The sequence below is a fragment of the Maricaulis alexandrii genome (assembly GCF_005871165.1).
Classification (GTDB): domain Bacteria; phylum Pseudomonadota; class Alphaproteobacteria; order Caulobacterales; family Maricaulaceae; genus Maricaulis; species Maricaulis alexandrii.
This window is the reverse complement of record NZ_SWKP01000005.1, coordinates 451135-469910: the sequence shown is the minus strand read 5'-3', so window position 1 is coordinate 469910 and position 18776 is coordinate 451135. Positions and strand designations below refer to the sequence as shown.

Sequence of the window (18776 nt, the reverse complement as noted above, 5' to 3'; positions counted from 1 at the left end):
TAAGCGGAAAGGCCTGCAATTGCTTCAGGCAGCATCCTCGGCTTCAGGGTCGTGCTCCGCGACCCAATGCCCGGTTTCCACCTCGATCAGCTGGGGCCGGTATTGTTCGGCATCCGGGTCATCGACCAATTTGGACTTCATGAAGCGCAGCTGGGCACGCGTATCCATCGGCGAGGGCAATTCGCCATCCAGCTTGACCCGCACCTTGGCCTTCTCGATCGCCGGATCGGGCACCGGAACCGCCGAGATCAGCGCCTTGGTATAAGGGTGGCGGGCATCTTCATAGATCTGCTCGCGATTGGCCATTTCCACCACACGGCCCAGATAGAGAACCATCACGCGGTGGGAGATTTCCCGCACGACCGACAGGTCGTGGGAAATGAAGATCATCGACAGGTCCAGCTCCTGCTGAAGCTCGATCAGCAGGCGCACAATCTGGGCCTGGATCGACACATCGAGCGCGGACACCGCCTCGTCGCAGATCACCAATTTGGGGTTCAGGATCATCGCCCGGGCAATGCCGACGCGCTGGTTCTGGCCGCCGGAGAGCTCGTGCGGGTAGCGGTTGATCATGTCCGGGTCGAGGCCGACCTTTTCCATCATCGCGCGCACCGCTTCGGTCCGTGCCTTCTTCTTCATCGACTTGCGGAAGGTCAGCATCGGTTCCTCGATGGAGGCGCCAATCGTCATGCGCGGATTGAGCGAGGCCATGGGGTCCTGGAACACGATCTGCAGGTCTTCGCGGGACTTGCGCAGCTCGTTCGACTTCATGCCGAGCAAATCCTTGCCGATCCAGGACACCGTCCCGGCGGTCGACGGCACCAGCCGCAGCACGGCACGCGCCAGGGTCGACTTGCCGCAACCGGATTCGCCGACGACACCGAGCGTCTCGCCCGGTTTGAGGTCAAAGCTGATCCCGTCGACGGCGCGCAGTGTCTTGTATTGCGGCTTGAACCCGCCGGAGACCCGGATCGGGAACTGGACCTTCACATCATCCACTTTGAGCAGGGGCTCAGCCGTCTCCGCATCCGGCACGGCTTTCAGCGGCGTGTGGCCCGGACGGTCCGGCTGGTCCAGACGCGGCATCGCGTCCAGCAGCATGCGGGTATAGTCATCCTTCGGGGCGTTGAAGATATCCTCGATATCACCGCCCTCGACATAGACACCATTCTTCATCACCTGGGCCCGGTCGGCCATCCGCGCAACAACGCCCATATCGTGGGTGATCAGGGCCAGGGCGGCCCCGGTTTCGCGCTTCAGCTCGTCCATGATGTCCAGGACTTCCGCCTGCACGGTCACGTCCAGCGCCGTGGTCGGCTCATCACAGATCAAAAGGTCCGGTTCGCACAGCATGGACATGGCGATCATGACACGCTGGCGCATGCCGCCGGAGAGTTCGTGCGGGAATTGCTGCAAGCGCCGGGCGGCCTCGGGAATGCGCACACGGTTGAGCCATTCCAGGGCGCGTTGCTCGGCGGCCTTGCCCTTGAGCTTCATGTGAATGCCCAGGACTTCTTCCATCTGGGCACCGATGCGCATGTGCGGGGTCAGCGAGGTCAGCGGGTCCTGGAAGATCATGGTCATCTTCCGGCCGCGCACCGTATTGAGTTTCTTCGGGGGCAGGCCGAGGATTTCCTGGCCGCGATACTTGATCGAGCCCTCCGCCTTGCCGTTGGAGGCCAGGAGACCCATTGCAGCGAGGAAGGTCTGGCTCTTGCCCGAACCGGATTCGCCGACGACAGCGAGGCATTCCCCGGCGCTGATATCCAGGGACACGCCCTTGACCGCATTCACATCGCCATCAGGCGTGCTGAAGGTCACGGACAGGTCGGAGACCTGAAGGATCGGATCCTTATCGGATTCGGCGTTACCGCTGGTCGTCAATTCACTACTCCTCCACCCCGGGGTCAGCGCAGAGCATATCGGCGGATTTCGCCATGACCAGTCCTCGCCTCAGGCCTGCCGCAGCGCGCTGCCACGACCTGTTGCGGCAAAGAAGCGCCCCTCGCGCGTCTTTCCCGTCAAAACAAGGAATTGCAGTATGCGACGAGAAATCTTTTCCAACCGGGCCCGCTTGATGCAAGATGACGCCAACCACACAAAAACTGCGGGAGAATGGGACTGAGAACCCGGCGGAAACACATCCGGAGGCCTGCGTGACCCGACGTTCTGACGACCGTCTGCGCGCGCTGTATCAAAGCACTCCGAATGCCGTCATCCTGATTGATGACGATCTGCAACTGCGCTCATTCAACCCGGCCGCCCAACGCCTCTTCGGTCCCGCCATCACCGAGATGGCCGGCCGGACGGCGCAGGTCCTGTTTGCCTATCCCAAGGATTTCGAGCGCCTGTCCGAAGCCGGTTTCGGCCTGCACCATGACCGGATGGAGCACAGCTTTACGGCCCGATACCGCTCCCTGCCCGGCCGCGTCTTCGATGGCGAGACCGTGGCGGTCCGGATCGAGGCGGAAGATCCGGCCAAAGCGCCGGAAATCATGCTGATCATTCGCGATGCGTCTTCCGAACTGACACTCAAGGCCAAGCTGGAAGCCAGCGACATTCAGCTGCGCGCAGCCCTCGCCTCGGCCAATGAAGGCGCCTTCTCGCTCAACCTGGTCACCGGCCTCGGGTCGACGCGCGGCTTCATCAATGAATTCCTCGGCATCGGCACCACGGACGCGACAATCAGCCTGGAACGCTGGCTGGATGTCGTCGAGCCGGGCATGCGAAACCGGGTCGAGGCCGCGATCCAGCATCTGCGCACCCATCCCACCGAAGCCCTCGACTCCGTCTTCCAGGCCCAGCGGGCGGATGGCGAATGGCGCTGGCTGCACATGCGCGGCCGGGTGACCGAATTCATGCGGGACGGCACGTCTTTGCGGGTGTCCGGTGTGGTCTCCGATGTCACCGACCGCCAGGCGCTGGAAGAGAAGCTGGCCGAACGGGAACGCCAGCTGGCCAATGCCATCGAGGCCGGTTCCTGCGGTGTCTGGGAATTCCGTCCCGACACACGCCGCATCGCACCGTTCGGCGAAATCCGGGACATGCTGGGACTGGACGAGGATGAAGACACGATCGAGGCCGACCGCTGGACGGAACAGACCCATCCGGACCACAAGGCGATTGTCTCCCAGCGCATCCGCGACCTCGTCAATGGAGACGCGGACACGATGGATCTGGAATACCAGTTCCTGGACAAGCGCACGAATATGTGGGTCTGGCTCCGGTCGCGTGGCCGGCTGATCAACCCGCCCGCCAGCCAACCGGTAGTGGCTGGCGTGCTGACCGATGTCACCGAGCGCAAGGCCATGGAAGCCGTCATCGCCGAAAGCGAAGACATGCTTCGGGAGGCGGTGGACTCGGCCAATGCCGGGACCTGGAACTGGGACGTCCAGGACGACAGGCTCCGGGTCTCCGGTTTTGCGGTCTCCCTGCTGGGCCTGGGCGATCTGGATGCCGAGCTGAGTTTCGACGCCTGGATGAAGAATGCCCCCGGATATGACCGGACCCGGGTCTACCAGCACCACACCGAACTGAAGTCCGCGACGCGACAATCCCCTCAGTCGGTTCTGGATGCGATGTTCGGGGACTTCCCGATGGTGGCCGCCGATGGCAGCGAGGTCTGGCTGCGCAGCCAGGGCCGGATCGTGGAGTGGACACCGGAGGGCCATCCCAAACGCCTGACCGGCGTCTTGACCAATATCTCCGAGGAACACCGCCTGGCTGAAGCCCTGCGGCAGAGCGAATCCCGCCTGCGGGACGCCTTGCGGGCCGCCAATGAGGGCGCCTGGCGTCTCGACCTGCGCCAGCGCATCACCGAGATCACCGCCGTGATTTCCGAAATGGTCGGATTGCCACCGCGCGATGCCCGCATCAGCTATGATGACTGGCTGGAACGGGTCCATCCGGAAGACCGCAAGATCTGCAACAAAAGCCTGAACGACCTCATCCGCGGCCGCAGCGAAACCATCGATTACGTCGTCCGCTACCGGTCCGACCGTGCCGGCTGGATCCATATCCACAATCGCGGCCGGGTATCCGAGCGCGGCGATGACGGAAAGCCCCTTAATGCAACGGGCTTTATCACCGATGTGACCGAACGCATCGAGGCCGAAAGGCGCCTGTCCGAGCGCGACCTGCAGATTTCCGAAGCCGTGGATGCCGCGGCCCTGGGCACCTGGCGGCATGATTATGCCCGGGGCACGATTTCTCTGAGCGGTTCGGTTGTTGCGGCCCTGACAGGCGACCGGACGCACATCGATCTGGATGTGGTTGAATGGGTCAGCTTCATCCATCCGGACGACCTGCCCAACCTGTCGGAAATGATGAATGACACACTGTCCGGCAAGCGCACCCGGTCGGACGCGGAATACCGTCTCAAACACCCCGATGGAAACTGGTACTGGTATCGCGTCACCGGCGGCGTGGTCGAACATGACAACCAGGGCAAACCCTGTGTCGGCAGCGGCGTGATCTGGAATATCGATGCCGCCCGACGCGCCGAGCTGGACCTGGCGGAACGGCAGCAGCGCTTCGAGCGCATCTACCGGGCCTCGCCGGCCATGATGCACACGATCGACGCCGATGGTTACATCGTCGAGGTATCGGACTACTGGCTGGCCCAGCTGGGCTATGAACGCCAGGAAGTGATCGGCCGCAAATCCGTGGAATTCCTCGATCCGGAGTCACGCGAACAGGCGCTCTCGGAAAGCCTGCCCTACCTGTTCGAGCACGGCTATAATGCTGATATCGCCTATCGTTTCGTTCGCAAGAACGGCACGATCATGCACGGCCTGCTGTCTTCCTTCCTGGAGCGGGATGAAGCCGGCAAGCCTCTGCGCTCTTACGCCGTGATCACCAATGTCACGGCCCTGTTCAAAGCGAATGAGGACCTGGCGCGGACCAATCGCGAGCTCGACCGCTTTGCGACGGTCGCCTCGCATGACCTGCAGGAACCGCTACGCAAGATCGCCGCCTTCTCCAGCCTGGTCCAACGCCGTTATGCCGACCAATTGGACGAGGACGGAGTCCGCCATCTGGACTTCCTGGTGGATGCCGCGCACCGCATGCAGCGCCTGATCGATGATCTGCTGGCCTATTCCCGCCTCGCCAGCCAATCCATCGAGCCGCGCCCGGTCGATGTTCGCCGGGCCGTCAATGATGTGCTGGAAAATCTCGATGCCTCGATCACGGAAAGCGGGGCCCGCCTGATGATCGGCGACCTGCCCATGGTCCAGGCAGACCCGACCTTGCTCGACCAGATCCTGCAGAACCTGATTTCCAATGCGATCAAGTATCGCGCCGACGCGGTGCCGGAAGTCACCATCGATGCCCATCCCCATGAAAAGGGCTGGGTCATTAGCGTCACGGATAACGGGATCGGGCTCGACGTGAAGTTCGCGGAAAAGATTTTCGCGCCCTTCCAGCGCCTGCACTCCCGGGAAGCCTACAAAGGGACGGGAATCGGACTGGCCATCGTCCGCCAGGCCGTGGAACGCCATAACGGTCAGATCTGGGTGGAAAGCGAGGAAGGCAAGGGCGCGAAATTCTCCGTGCTCTTCCCCGGCAAGGTCCGCCAGGCAACACCGGCGGACACCGACGCGGACCTGGCGGCCAAATAGCTATTCGAAGCGCAACGCGTCGATCGGATCGAGCCGCGACGCCCGGTGCGCCGGATACAGGCCGAAAAAGACGCCGACCAGGGCCGACGCCCCGATCGCGATGCCGACAATCATCGGATCGATCGCGATGTCCAGCTGTCCGACCTGGGCATAGATCAGCGTCCCGCCGACCCCCGTGACCAGGCCCGCCAGCCCGCCGATCAGGCACAGGACGATACTCTCGATCAGGAACTGGTTGCGCACGTCGCGGCGCTTGGCACCGACGGCAAGGCGCAGCCCGATCTCCCGGGTCCGCTCGGTCACCGAGACGAGCATGATGTTCATGATCCCGATCCCGCCGACCAGCAACACGATGGCCGCCCCCACAGCGAGCAGGAGGCCCAACTGGCTCTCTGTCTCATTGCGGGCGCGGATGAATTCGGCCAGCGAACCGACCGCGAAATCATCTTCCGCTCCGGGCGGCACATCCCGCCGGATTCGCAACAGGTCCTGAATGTCCGCGATCACGCGACCGGTGGATTCCCCCGGCGCGATATCGGCATAGATGGTCTGCACCGCATCGCGCTGCGTCCCGCGGATACCGGCCCCGAAGCGCTGGCGGATCGTGTTGAGGGGGGCGAAGATGATGTCGTCCTGGTCCATGCCCCAGGAGTTTTCGCCCTTGGGTGCGACGGTCCCGATCACCTCGAAGGGCTGCCCGCCGATCCGGATCGCCTGGCCGACCGGGTCAGCCCCGTCGAACAATTCATTGATGATGGTCTGACCGACAACCACATAGCGCCGGCCGGACTGGTCCTCGGCCCCGGAAAAAGTCCGGCCCTCGGCGATGGTCCAGTCCCGGGCGGAGAAATAGTCCGGGTTCACGCCCTGGATCCGGGTCGACCAATTGACCCCGCCGAATACCACGGTCGAGGACGCATTCACCTCACCCGACACGCCGGCCAGGCCCGCGACCTCGTTGCGGATGGCTTCGACATCACTGTCGGTCAGCGGATCCGCCGTGCCGGCACCGCCATGCCGGCCGCCGAACATGGAGGAGCCGGGACGGATGATGAGGAGATTGGCGCCGAAACTGGCGATCTGTTCCTCGACGGCCCGCTTGGTTCCTTCGCTGATGGAGACCAGGACGATCACCGAGGCGACACCGATGATGACGCCCAGCATGGCCAGGGCACTGCGCAGGGCATTCACGCGCAGGGCGATCAGGGCGATGCGAAGCGAGGAAATCAGATTCATGACCGGTCCTCCAGGATCTGGCCGTCGCGAAACACGATCTGGCGGCGCGCATGCTCGGCCACTTCCTGTTCGTGAGTCACGAGAATAATCGTGATGCCTTCGCGGTTCAGCGTGTCGAAAATCCGCATGATGTCTTCGGAGGTCTGGCTGTCGAGCGCCCCGGTCGGTTCATCGGCGAGCAGGATTTTGGGATCATTGACCAGGGAGCGGGCGATCGCGACGCGCTGTTGCTGGCCGCCGGACAATTGCGAGGGGTGGTGGTCGACGCGCTCGCCCAGGCCGACCTGTTCCAGGCGCGACAGGGCCCGGCGGCGGCGTTCCTCCGCCGGAACGCCGGCATAGACCAGCGGCAGGGCCGCATTCTCCAACGCCGTGGTGCGGGGCAGGAGATTGAATTGCTGGAACACAAAACCGATCGTCCGGTTCCGGAAGGCTGCCAGCCGGTCGGCATCCAGGCCGGCGAGTTCCTCACCGGCAATGCGTAGGGAGCCGGCGGTGGGCCGGTCCAGCGCGCCCATCAAATTCATCAGGGTCGACTTGCCGGACCCGGACGCCCCCATGATGGCGACATAGTCACCCGCCTCGATGTCCAGGCTGACCCCGTCCAGGGCGCGGACCGTCTGGTCCCCCATCGTGTAGGTCTTGACCAGGTCACGGCATTCGATCAGTGCGCTCATTCGCGCACCTCGCGGGCGCGGGTGACCACCGCCTCGCCCGGTTCCAGATCACCGCCCACCACTTCCGTGGTCTGGCTGTCGGAAATGCCCAGGCGGACCCGGCGCTCTTCCAGCAGGCCATCCTCCGTCTGGACCCAGAGCGTCGCCAGCCGGGTCTCGCGCATTTCCCGCATCATCGTGCGATAGCGCTCCAACTGATCGGCATCGAGAATGGCTTCCATGCCGCGCGCAATATCCGCCTGCATGCCTTCGCGATCGAACTCGCCGCCCGCCTGAGCTGCGGCACGGGCCCGCCCCATGGCCTGCATGAAGACGCTGCGCGCCTGTTCCTGCTGGCTCTCGCTGAGGCCGAGCTGTTCGGCCATGCGGGCCATCGGATCACCGCCCGGGCCACCGCGTTGCGGTCCGCCTCCGGCACCGAGGGCTTCCAGCGGACGCGAGCGGTCTTCCAGGGCCGGGGACGGGCGGAAACGCAGCGCGCCATTCCCCACGACCAGCACATCGCTGCGCTCACCCGTGATGATGTCCATATTGGCTGTCATGCCCGGCAGCAGGCGCTGACCCGGATTGGCCGCCGAGACGACCACCGTATAGGTCACGACATTGTTCAGGGTTTCCGGCGCCAGACGGATCTGCTCGACCTGCCCGGTCAGCTCCGTATCGGGATGGGCGTCCACGGTGAAGCGCACGGTCTGGCCCTGCTGGATCTGGCCGATATCCGCCTCATCCACCTGGGCATCGATCTGCACCTGGCCCAGATCCTGGGCGATGGTGAACAGGATGGGCGCTGACAGGGAGGCCGCCACGGTCTGTCCGACATCCACGGCGCGGTCGACCACCACGCCATGGATCGGCGCCCGGATCGTGGTCCGCTCCAGGTCAATCCGCGCACCTTCCAGGGTCGCATCGCGCTGGGCCAGGACGGCTTCGGCATTGGTGATCTGGGCCCGGGCCACGCCCATCTCCGCCTGCGCGGCCGCCAGGGCGGTCTCCGCCGTGTCGAGCGCCGACTGGGCCACGGTTCCGCGGGCCTGCAGGGTCGACATGCGGTCATATTCCAGCTGGGCTTCGCGCAGATTGGCCTGGACCCGGGCCAGCGAGGCGCGCTGGAGCTCCAGGCTGGCAGCGGCCGTGGCGCGGGAAGCTTCCGCTTCGCGCACCCGGGTCTCATAGGTTTGCGGGTCAAGCCGGGCAATCACCTGGCCGGCTTCCACCAGGTCATTGAAATCGGCCGTCAGTTCGGAAATCTGTCCGGACAATTGCGACCCGACCTCGACCGTGACCAGGGCGCGAACAGCCCCCGAGGCGGCCACGATGCGCCGGACATCCCCGTTCGCCGCCACTTCCGTCTCGATGACGATCTCGCCCGAACCGCCGCCGGACCGCCCGAACAACCACCAGCCCGCGGCCACCAGAATGATCACGGCTGCAATCGCCGCCCACAAACGCTTGTTCTCAAGCATGCAAATCCCCTTTGGCGGATGCCCCCGCAATCCGGATCAAACCCGTTGAACGGGTCAGGCCGGACAATCCGTCGAACACGGTGTGTTTTCGTGGATGTAGCGCGCAGTCCGCGGAAAGGCTATGCAAAGACAGCCTCCTGAAGAGAGAGTTTTTGCGTGGACGAGTTTCGAGCCCTTCTCGACGTGCCGGGTATGGGCCTGGCCCTGAAGGCATCGCCCTTTGCCGGCGGCCTGGTCTGGCTGTTGATCACGGTCTGCCTGTGGCGCGGCGGTTTCCGCGACCTGACCGAACGCATGACACGGCCACGCTGGTCGGCCCGGGAAAAGCTGCACGCGGCGATGATGCTGCCGGTCCGCGCCCTGGTCCTGGCTGGGGTGGCCGCGATCGCTGCCGTGATGAGCCTGCTCGGCCTGATGTTCAATGTGGCGGTCGTCCTCAACCTGATCAATCTCGTGAAGGCCGGCTAGCCCGTCTCCGTCATCGGCCAACCGCCGCCCAGTGCCAGGAAGATATCCACCTGGGCGCTGGCGACCGCGGCCTGCGAGCGCACCAGGGCGGTCTGGGCACTGGCCAGCGTCCGCTCGGCATCCAGCACCACCACAAAACTGTCCGCTCCGGCGCGATAGCGCACCCGGGCCAGTTCTGCCGCTTCGCGCGCCGCATCCCGGGCAATCTCCAGCGAGCGCTGGCGTTCGCGTTCGGAGACGAAAGCGGCCAGGGCCGTTTCGGTTTCCTGCAACGCCGTCAGCACGGTGAGGTCAAAGCGGGCCAGCGCTGCATCAGCCCCGGCTTCCGCACTGGCCAGTCGCGCCCGCGAGGCCGTCAGATTGGGGAAGGACCAGCTCATCACCGGACCGAGCGAGATCGTCAGCCCGTCATCATCCCCCAGATCGCCGATATCCAGCGCAGTGGACGAGACGGAGCCACCCAGAACCACGCTGGGATAGAGCCCCGCCGTGGCCACATTGACCCGCGCCGCGGCACCGGCCAGGGCATGCTCGGCCTGGCGGACATCGGGACGCCGGGCGATTAGTGAACCGGCATCACCGGCCGCGATGGGCTGGGCCAGCACCGGAATGCCGTCACAGGACGGAATGGCCGCGCGCATCTGCGCCGGCGTCCGGCCAGTCAGCGTGCCCAGACGGAAAAAGGCCGAGGCCTGTGCCGCCTGGAGATTGGGCAGTTCCGCCGCGGCGGTTTCCAGGGCCGAACGGGCTTGGACCACATCCAGCCGCAGGCCGCGTCCCGCCTCGTAGAGACGCTCGGTCAGCTGGTAGGATTGGCGCGCGATCTCGACATTTTCCGTGGCAACATCGATCAGGGCCGCACTGGCACAATAATCCGACCAGGCACGCACCGTATTGGCGATCACAAGAATATGCGCCGCATCCCGGGCCGCTTCGGCTTCCAGAACGCTTTCCTGCGCTGCGTTCACCGAACCCCGGACCCGGCCGAAAAAGTCCAGCTCATAACTGACATCCAGCCCGGCGGAATAGGCATCACTCTCCACCGGCGACCCGCCGGTCTGGGACGGTTGACGGACATACCCGCCCGAGGCCGAGACCCCGGTCTGCGGCAGGAGCGCCGACCGGGCCTCGCCCAGCCCGGCGCGGGCCTGCTCCAGATTGGCGCGGGCGATGGCCAGTGACGGATTGGACGCGAGGGCATCGCCGACCAATTGCTCGATCGCCGGGCTCTCATAGAGCGACCACCAGGCCGCATCCGGCGCCTCGGTCGTCAGAAGCGCGGCCTGCGTGGCCAGCAGGCCCTCGCCGGACAGGTCCGCCAGGGCAGACGGATTGTCATAACCCGGGCCGGTCGTCGCACAGGCAGTCAGAACGGTCGTGCCCAGCAGGAGGGGAAGCAGGGGTTTCAGGATACGGGTCATGCTTGGTCTCCATGCGAACCATCGGTCGCGTCCGAAGACGGGCCCTGGGGCAAGAGGCGGGAGATGATACGGCCGATCACATAGAAGACCGGCGTGAAGAGAAGGCCGAACAGGGTCACCCCGATCATGCCGGAGAAGACCGCGATCCCGATGGCCTGGCGCATTTCCGCACCGGCACCATGGGCAAAGGCCAGCGGCATCACCCCGAAGATGAAGGCAAATGACGTCATCAGGATCGGGCGCAGGCGGATGCGCGCCCCCTCGACCGCCGCTTTTGACGGGGTCAGACCCTGTTTCTCCTCGGCCTGTTTGGAGAACTCCACCAGGAGGATGGCATTCTTGGCCGCCAGGGCGATCAGGACCACCAGACCGACCTGGGTCAGGATATTATTGTCCAGACCGGCCAGATTGATGCCGAGCATGGCGGCCAGCACACACATGGGCACGATGAAGATCACCGCCCAGGGCAGGGTGAAGGCCTCATACTGGGCCGCCAGGACCAGGAAGACGAAGACCACGGCAAAGACGAAGACGATCATGCCGGAATTGCCCGCCGCCTTCTGCTGATAGGCGATCTCGGTCCATTCATAGCTGACCCCTTCCGGCAGGATCTGGGCGGCCAGCTCCTCCATCGCGGCCAGCGCTTCGCCGGTCGAGACGCCCGGCGGGGTCTGGCCCTGGAGTTCGATGGCCGGGAAGAGGTTGTGACGCACCACCCGCACCGGACCCGTATCGTCGATGATCCGGGCCACGGCAGACAGCGGCACCATCTCGCCGGAACTGGACCGGACCTGCAACTGGCCGACATCGGCCGCCTCATCGCGGAAGGGCGCGTCGGCCTGGGCCGTCACCCGGACCGTACGGCCCAGGAAGTTGAAGTCGTTGACATAGGTCGAGCCGAGATAGGTGCCGAGCGTGGCGTAGATTTCCGATGGGGCGACGCCGAGCTGGAAGGCCCGCTCCCGGTCGACATCCACCCGCAGGCGCGGCGAGGAGGTGTCGAATGTGGTGTAGACTTGGCTCACCCGGCTTTCCTGGGCCGCCGCCCCCATCATGGCATAGGCGACCTGCTGCAGCTCCTCGAAACTGCGCCCGTCCCGGGCCTGCAGCATCATCTTGAAACCGCCCCCCTGGCCAAGACCGCGCACGGCCGGCGGCGCAATAATGAAGCCGCTACCTTCCGGGATGGCCTGGTTGATGACACCGGTCAGACGACCCGCCAGTGCCGTGGCGCTCATGCCGGGCTGGCCTTCGCGCTCCTCGAAACTGTCCAGACGGATGAACATCAAACCGGCATTCGAGGCCGGGGAGAAGGTCGCCCCGTTCATGCCCGCCAGCGCCACCAGCGTGTCGACACCCTCGGTTTCCAGCAGCGTGTTCATCGCCGTGGTCACCACCGTATCGGTCCGCGCCAGGGACGCGCCGGGCTGCAGCTGGATCACCCCGATCAGAAAGCCCTGATCCTGCTCCGGAATGAAGCCGGTGGGCGTGTCGGTCAAGCGCCAGCCGGTCACCGCCAGGAGGCCGGCATAGGCAATCAGCATCATGACCAGCACCCGCAGGAGGCGTGCGACCAGCAGGGAATATTTCTCCGAAATCCAGTCAAAACCGGAATTGAAGGCACGCGAGAAGATGCGGATCGGGGCCAGCCAGGCCGGACCCGGCTGGTCGTCTTCATCCTTGTGCGGCTTCAGCATCAGCGCGCAGAGGGCCGGCGACAGGGTCAGCGACACGATCAGCGAGATCAGCGCGGCCGAGGCAATGGCGACGGCAAACTGGCGATAGAAAATCCCCGGAATGCCCGGAATGAAGGCCGTCGGAATGAAGACCGAGACCAGGACGAGCGTCATGGCGATCAGGGCACCGGACACTTCCGTCATGGATTCCCGGGCCGCCTCGCGGGGGGACCGCCCCTCGCGCATCAGGCGTTCGACATTCTCCACCACGATGATGGCGTCATCGACCACGATGCCGACAGCCAGGACCAGGGCGAAGAGCGACAGGGAATTGATCGAGAAGCCCAGCGCCAGCTGCACCGCGAACACACCCACGATCGACACCGGAATGGCCACGATCGGGATGAAGGCGGCGCGCCAGTTCTGCAGGAAGATCACGACAACCAGCACGACCAGGAAGACCGCCTCGATCAGCGTGTGCTGCACGGCAGACACGGATTCCTCGACGAATTCGGTCGGATTGTAGGGGATCATGTAGTCGACACCGGCCGGGAAGTTCTCCGACGCCGCCTCCACAGCATCCAGCACGGCGGAGGCCGCTTCCAGCGCATTGGCGCCCGGTTGCTGCACGATCGCCATGCCGACACCCGGCTGGCCCCCGAAATAGCCATTCACCGAGAAGTCCTCTCCGGTGATCTCCACCCGCGCAACATCGCGCAGGCGGGTGACCTGGCCATCCGTGCCGCGCTTGATGACGACGTTCTCGAACTCGTCTTCCGCAATCAGGCGGCCCTGGACGGAGATCGGGATTTCGAACGGGGCGGGCGAAGCGTCGGTGAAGGGCGGACGGCCCAGGCTGCCACCGGCCGCCTGGATGTTCTGGGCGCGCAGGGCGGCCACGATGTCACTGGCCGTCATGTCATTCGCGGCGGCCCGTTCCGGATCGATCCACACGCGCATGGAATAATTGCCGCTGCCGAAAATCTGGACATTGCCGACGCCTTCCAGGCGCAGCAATTGGTCCCGCAGCACAGAGTTGGCGTAATTGCCCAGATAGGCGCGGTCGACACTGCCATCATCGGAGCGCAGGGCAACGATGAGCAGGAAGCCGGCGGATTCCTGGTTCACGCTCACCCCGGTCTGTCGCACCTGTTCCGGCAGGCGCGGCTCGGCACGATTGACGCGGTTCTGGACCAGGACCTGGGCGGTATCCAGATCGGTGCCCGGCGCGAAGGTCACGGTGAGATTGACCAGGCCCGAAGCGGTCGCGGAGGAGGTCATGTACAACATGTCCTCGACGCCGTTGATCTCCTGCTCCAGCGGCGCGGCAATCTGTTCGGCCAGGTCTTCCGCGGTGGCACCGGGATAGGATGCGGTCACCGAAATCGTCGGCGGGGCAATCTCCGGATACTGGGCCAGCGGCAGGGACGGGTAGGAGAACACACCCATCAGCGTGATGAAGATCGCCACGACCCCGGCAAAGATCGGTCGGTCGATGAAGAAGTGGGAAAACCGCATGGGCGGAACTCTTTTCTCGGTCGGAATGCGGAAAAAGTGGCCCGGACCCTAAGGGCATTGGGTCCGGGCCGAACGGTCGATCGGTTCCGGGGGGCAGGCTGGGCCGATCGCCGTGTTCGGTTCAGTCGGTGACGCGGGCGGTTCCCGCCGGACGGTTGAGGGAGGCCGTGACGTCAGTCGCCGCGGCTTCGCGCTGGATCTGACCCGGTCGCGTGGTCACGGTGACACCGGGCCGCACGGCCTGGAGACCGCCGACAATGACCCGGTCGGACGGGCTCAGCCCGCTCTGGATGACCTGGAGATTGTCGCTCGTCGGCCCCAGCGTGACCTGGCGCGGCGTGACGGTGTCACCCTCACCCACGACATAGACCAGGCGCCGTGTCGCATCCGCGACAATGGCCGTGCGCGGCACCAGGAGGGCGTCATAGGGTTCGGACCCGCGCACCCGTATCGTGCCGATCATGCCCGGGCGGATGAAACCGTCCGGATTGGCGATCTCGGCCCGCATCAGGATCGTGCCGGAGCCCGGCTGGATCTGGTTGTCGACAAAGACGATCTCGCCAGAGCGCGAGAAATCCGCCTCATCCTGCAGGCGCACCTCGACCGGCGCGCCTTGGCCGGTGCCGCTGGACCGCTGATAGCGCAGCAGCACGCTTTCCGACGCATAGAAAGGGAAGTAGAGCGGGTCGGAACTGACAATCGTGATCAGCGGATCACCCTGGGCGGTACTGCCCTGGACCAGATCGCCGGGATCCACCGTCCGCGCCGAAAGCTGGCCAGCGATGGGGGCCCGGATTTCCGTGAACTCCAGGTTCAGGCGCGCCGCTTCGGCATCGGCCTGGGCCGTGGCGAGGGAGGCGCGCGCATTGGCCAGGGCCGTCTGCGCCTGTTCCAAATTCTCCTCGGAGACCGCATCCACGGCGCGCAGTTCTTCGGCGCGCTGCAGATCGGCTTCCGCCTGGCTGGCCGTGGCCCGCGCCATCTGGGCGCGGCCGCGGGCGGCCTGGTAGGCCGCCTCGTAGGGGCGGCGATCAAGGGTGAACAGAAGCGCGCCAGCCTCGACGGTGTCGCCATCGCGGACATGAACCTCTTCCAGATATCCGCTCACGCGGGCCCGGATGGAGACATGTTGCGGCGACTCGAAACGGCCGGTGAATTCGTCCCAGTCCGCCACTTCCTGAACAAGCGGATTGGCGACTTCAACACTGGGCAGGCGCTGCTGGGGGGCAGCCGGCTCGGCATCGCCCGCGCTGCACGCGGACAAGGCGATGGACGCAAAAAAAGCGCCGCAGAGTGCGGCGAGGCGGTAAGGCATGGGGAGGAGCCCTTATCTGGAAGTCCGGTCAGTGATGACGGGGCCTTTGGCCTCTATGTCATCGCTGGATGACTTGTATTTGACATTCGCTCGCACGGATGTCAACACTTGATGACAAAGAAAGATCACAAAAGATTTCGGTCGATGAAAACACAACCGGCGACAGCCCGGGCGAGGAATGCAGAGGCGACACGCTGCGCCATTCTGGAAGCGGCCAGAGACCGCTTCGCCCATGACGGATATGACCAGATCGGCATCCGCGAGATCGCGGCCCTGGCCGGCGTGGATTCAGCGCTGATCTCGCGCTATTTCGGCTCCAAGGCGGAGCTGTTCGAGCGCGTGCTCGAAACGTCCAAGAAGTCCGACCTGCTGGAAGGCGGCGCGGACGGGCTGGCCCGCCGCACGGCGGAGCACCTGGTCGATGAAGGCGGCGCGGACAAGCCCTTGGACGACCTGCTCCTCCTGCTCAATTCCGCCGCCTCGCCGATAGCCGGAGACATGGTCCGGCGCTCGATCAACCAGCGCTATAACGAGCCCATGGCCAACATGATCGGCGGACGCGACCCGCTCTTGCGGGCCCGCCTGTTCGGATCCGTGCTGATGGGCCTGATCATCTCGACGAAGATCCACGGCGATGCCTTCATCAAGGCGCTGCCGCGCGACGCCATGATCGCGCGGCTGACCCGTCTGATCGAGGAAGCGATCGCGGAGACCTAGCCGCCGCGCGTATGCACCACGCCGCCATCCACGGTGAGCGTCGAGCCCACGACATAATCCCCGGCCCGCGAGGCCAGGAAGATGGCCGCCCCGGCCATGTCCTCCGGCGCCCCGATCCGGCGCGAGGGAATGTGCTCGGCCACGGCGTCGGCATGATCGCGGGCCACCTTGTTCATCTTGGACGCAAACGCCCCCGGCGCGATCGCCGAGACGATGATGTTCTGCGGCGCCAGCTCCAGCGCCATCCGCTTGGTCAGATGGATCAGGCCGGACTTGGAGGCCGCATAGGAATAGGTCTGCATCATCGAGACCGACTGGCCGTCGATCGAGGCGATATTGATGATCTTGGCCGGCTGCTCCGGCGACGAGGCCGCCTTCAGCGCACCGAGCAGGGCCTGAGCCAGGAAGAAGGGCGATTTCACATTGAGATCCATCACCTTGTCCCAGCCGCTCTCCGGAAACTCCTCCAGCGGCGCGCCCCAGGCGGCCCCGGCATTGTTCACCAGGATGTCCAACTTGCTCTCATGGGAGAGGAATTTCTCGGCCAGACGCTTGGCGCCATCGGCCCCGGACACATCCTCCGGCAGGGCAATGCACTCACCGAACTGCGCCAGACGCTCTGCCGTCGCAAAGCAGTCCTCCGCCTTGCGCGACGAGATATAGACCTTCGCTCCGGCCCGCAGATACCCCTCGGCGATCATCTCCCCGATGCCCCTCGACCCACCCGTGATCAGGGCTGTGCGACCTTCGAGCGAAAACAGATTATCGAGCATGGGAACTCCCCCGGAAAAGATTATGAATTGATGCGAGGCTTAGCCTCTGCCGGAGCCCCTGTCGAGGTCGCGGTATTGTGACAACGCAGGCTTGCACACAAGACCACCCGCGCTAGCATGACCGCTTCGATCCGGGGGAATCTGTGTCCGATACGCGTTCGCTTCCGCGCTGGCTAGGCCGCGCGCTTGTCCTGTCACTGGTCGTACTGGTGGCCTTGCTGGCCAGTATGAGCCTGATCCCCGCCGCCCGGGACGCGATGGGCATTCCGTCGGGGTCGCTCTGGTTGGTCCAGGGGTTTCTGGGCGTGCAGGTCGCGGCCATTCTTGTCGGTGTCCTTTACTCCCGTATCCCGCGTGACAAAGCGCGCGTCCGCGCCCTCTGCATGCCGGTCACGACTTTTCTGGTTTATGGGTCCGCAATTCTTGATCTCTTCCTGATCGGGAAAACCGTGATCTCTGCAGCCATCGCCCTGGCCTGGTTCGGCCTACTCCTGATACCGGCCCTCAGCCTGTTGTGGCTCTGGATCAAGGCCACCGAAAAACACGCTCCCACCGAGGCGGAACCCGAAGCGTCGGCGGGTACGGATAAACTGACCCAGCCACCGTCCACGCAAAGCATGCTCCGTTCTGTCCTGGGCTCGCTCTGGTTGATCGTCTTCGTCCTGCTCTGGCTCGGCCTGCTGGGCTTCGGCTTTCTTGTCGGCGGGATCGCCTTTGATCTCCTTCAGCGCGTCTTGTTCGAACAAGCTGTCTTTTCTCCCGACATCCTGCCCGCCATTACACGGACCAACGTGTGGTCAGAAGGGCTGGCCAAGGTCGCAATAACGGCAAGCGTCGGGGCAGGCGTCATGGGTCTCTATCTGATCGGCCAGGCACTCTTCCTTTCACTCAGCAGGCCCAAGTCCGAACGCTTCAGGCGCGCGTTGAATACAAGAGAGACAGACTTTATCGAAGCCGCGACGTCGGCTCTGGACGAGTACAATCAGGCCCAGACATATCCCGGGATCTGGGCCTGGTCTCCGGGCGTTCTGGGCGTGGGCGGAGTCATGGTGGGCATGCTGCTCTGCATGGCTGCTGGATACGGTGTCACCTACGCCCTGCACCAGATCATCATCCCCAATCCGCCGGAAGCCGACTGGTTGATCCGTCCGGAAAATATCGGCCCGGGGACGGTGCTGGCCGTGTTCGCGGGCATCATTCTGGTTTGGCCGGCTTGGCAGATTGCATTCGCGCGCAGCCGCCGCTTTGCCGAATATCTCTATCTGCGCCAGGGCTGGAACACGATGAGCGGCGGGCCTCGGGACGCCACCGATTTCAAGTACGGTCTGACCCAGGACATCCGTCTGGACCGGATTTCCGCGCTCTCCAAATTCGACCCCGCCAGCTATATCCAGTCCGCTTTCCAGCGCGCCACCCCGACCAGCCGCAAGCTTGGTGCTCTGGCGATTGCGATCACGGCTGCGTTCGTGGTTCTGGACGGGCTGTCCTATCAGGCCGTCACCCGCGACCACATCTATCAGTCCGGCTACCTCAGCCTCGCCCGAAACACCTTCATTTTCGAAGACGCCGAACGGATCGAGACAAGTTGCTTCGTCGGACACCGGGACGGACGGCAAGTCCTCAATACGCGCTACGCCCTGATCATGCCGAATGGGGCTCACATCCGGCTCAATGATCTCATGACCCCTTCCCGTCTGGACATTCTGGAAGAGATCGACCGCCGCGCCTTGGCCGGCGGTGCCGAGGCGGCCTACGCCCAGGATACGCGGACTTCGGCCGAAGAGGCCGCCACGCCCGGCTCGGACTGCCTCGACCAGATTCGGCTGCGCTTCGGCGATGACGAGGCCCGTGTGCGAGCACTGCTGCGCTTCTGAGTCCGCCCTTCCACCGA

Annotated in this window: 12 protein-coding genes; 4 read left to right on the top strand and 8 right to left on the bottom strand. The window is 64.6% G+C overall.

Annotated elements, in window-relative coordinates:
* Positions 1 to 24: 24 nt before the first annotated feature.
* Positions 25 to 1884: an ABC transporter ATP-binding protein gene (locus tag FCS99_RS05585; RefSeq protein ID WP_138511087.1), complete on the bottom strand. Its 1860-nt coding sequence runs from the start codon at positions 1882 to 1884 to the stop codon at positions 25 to 27.
* A gap of 272 nt (positions 1885 to 2156) precedes the next feature.
* On the opposite strand from FCS99_RS05585, the gene FCS99_RS05580 reads away from it, so the two are divergent.
* Positions 2157 to 5621 carry a PAS domain-containing protein gene (locus FCS99_RS05580; RefSeq protein WP_171036249.1) on the top strand — a complete coding sequence of 1155 codons (3465 nt, stop codon included), beginning with the start codon at positions 2157 to 2159 and terminating at the stop codon, positions 5619 to 5621.
* Here FCS99_RS05580 and FCS99_RS05575 read toward each other — a convergent pair whose 3' ends face one another.
* The 3 genes from FCS99_RS05575 to FCS99_RS05565 are packed head-to-tail and all read right to left on the bottom strand — an operon-like array spanning position 5622 to position 8997.
* The gene (locus tag FCS99_RS05575; RefSeq protein ID WP_138511085.1) at positions 5622 to 6857 is read right to left on the bottom strand and encodes an ABC transporter permease; all 1236 of its coding nucleotides are present in this window, start codon (positions 6855 to 6857) and stop codon (positions 5622 to 5624) included. It abuts the gene before it with no gap.
* Positions 6854 to 7534, bottom strand: a complete 681-nt coding sequence (locus FCS99_RS05570; protein WP_138511084.1) for an ABC transporter ATP-binding protein — start codon at positions 7532 to 7534, stop codon at positions 6854 to 6856. Before FCS99_RS05570 ends, FCS99_RS05575 begins: the two co-directional genes overlap by 4 nt.
* Entirely contained in the window at positions 7531 to 8997 is a 1467-nt protein-coding gene (locus FCS99_RS05565) for an efflux RND transporter periplasmic adaptor subunit (protein WP_138511083.1), read from the bottom strand. Before FCS99_RS05565 ends, FCS99_RS05570 begins: the two co-directional genes overlap by 4 nt.
* A 156-nt stretch (positions 8998 to 9153) precedes the next feature.
* Between FCS99_RS05565 and FCS99_RS05560 the strand changes: the two genes are divergently transcribed.
* Complete coding sequence (locus tag FCS99_RS05560; RefSeq protein ID WP_138511082.1) at positions 9154 to 9465, top strand: hypothetical protein; 312 nt, start codon at positions 9154 to 9156, stop codon at positions 9463 to 9465.
* On the opposite strand, the gene FCS99_RS05555 is transcribed toward FCS99_RS05560, so the two are convergent.
* From FCS99_RS05555 to FCS99_RS05545, 3 genes are all read right to left on the bottom strand, one after another.
* Positions 9462 to 10886: an efflux transporter outer membrane subunit gene (locus FCS99_RS05555; protein ID WP_138511081.1), complete on the bottom strand. Its 1425-nt coding sequence runs from the start codon at positions 10884 to 10886 to the stop codon at positions 9462 to 9464. The genes FCS99_RS05560 and FCS99_RS05555 overlap by 4 nt on opposite strands.
* On the bottom strand, positions 10883 to 14080 hold the full coding sequence (locus FCS99_RS05550) for an efflux RND transporter permease subunit (protein ID WP_138511080.1): 3198 nt from the start codon (positions 14078 to 14080) through the stop codon (positions 10883 to 10885). The genes FCS99_RS05555 and FCS99_RS05550 overlap by 4 nt, the downstream gene beginning before the upstream one ends.
* Positions 14081 to 14201: 121 nt before the next feature.
* Positions 14202 to 15395, bottom strand: a complete 1194-nt coding sequence (locus FCS99_RS05545; protein WP_138511079.1) for an efflux RND transporter periplasmic adaptor subunit — start codon at positions 15393 to 15395, stop codon at positions 14202 to 14204.
* Positions 15396 to 15539: 144 nt separating this feature from the next.
* On the opposite strand from FCS99_RS05545, the gene FCS99_RS05540 reads away from it, so the two are divergent.
* The gene (locus FCS99_RS05540) at positions 15540 to 16112 is read left to right on the top strand and encodes a TetR/AcrR family transcriptional regulator (protein ID WP_171036248.1); all 573 of its coding nucleotides are present in this window, start codon (positions 15540 to 15542) and stop codon (positions 16110 to 16112) included.
* Here FCS99_RS05540 and FCS99_RS05535 read toward each other — a convergent pair.
* Entirely contained in the window at positions 16109 to 16885 is a 777-nt protein-coding gene (locus tag FCS99_RS05535) for an SDR family oxidoreductase (RefSeq protein WP_138511077.1), read from the bottom strand. The two genes, FCS99_RS05540 and FCS99_RS05535, sit on opposite strands and share 4 nt — an antisense overlap.
* Positions 16886 to 17028: 143 nt before the next feature.
* On the opposite strand from FCS99_RS05535, the gene FCS99_RS05530 reads away from it, so the two are divergent.
* Positions 17029 to 18759, top strand: coding sequence for a hypothetical protein (locus FCS99_RS05530; protein WP_138511076.1), 1731 nt, complete (start codon positions 17029 to 17031; stop codon positions 18757 to 18759).
* Positions 18760 to 18776: the final 17 nt, after the last annotated feature.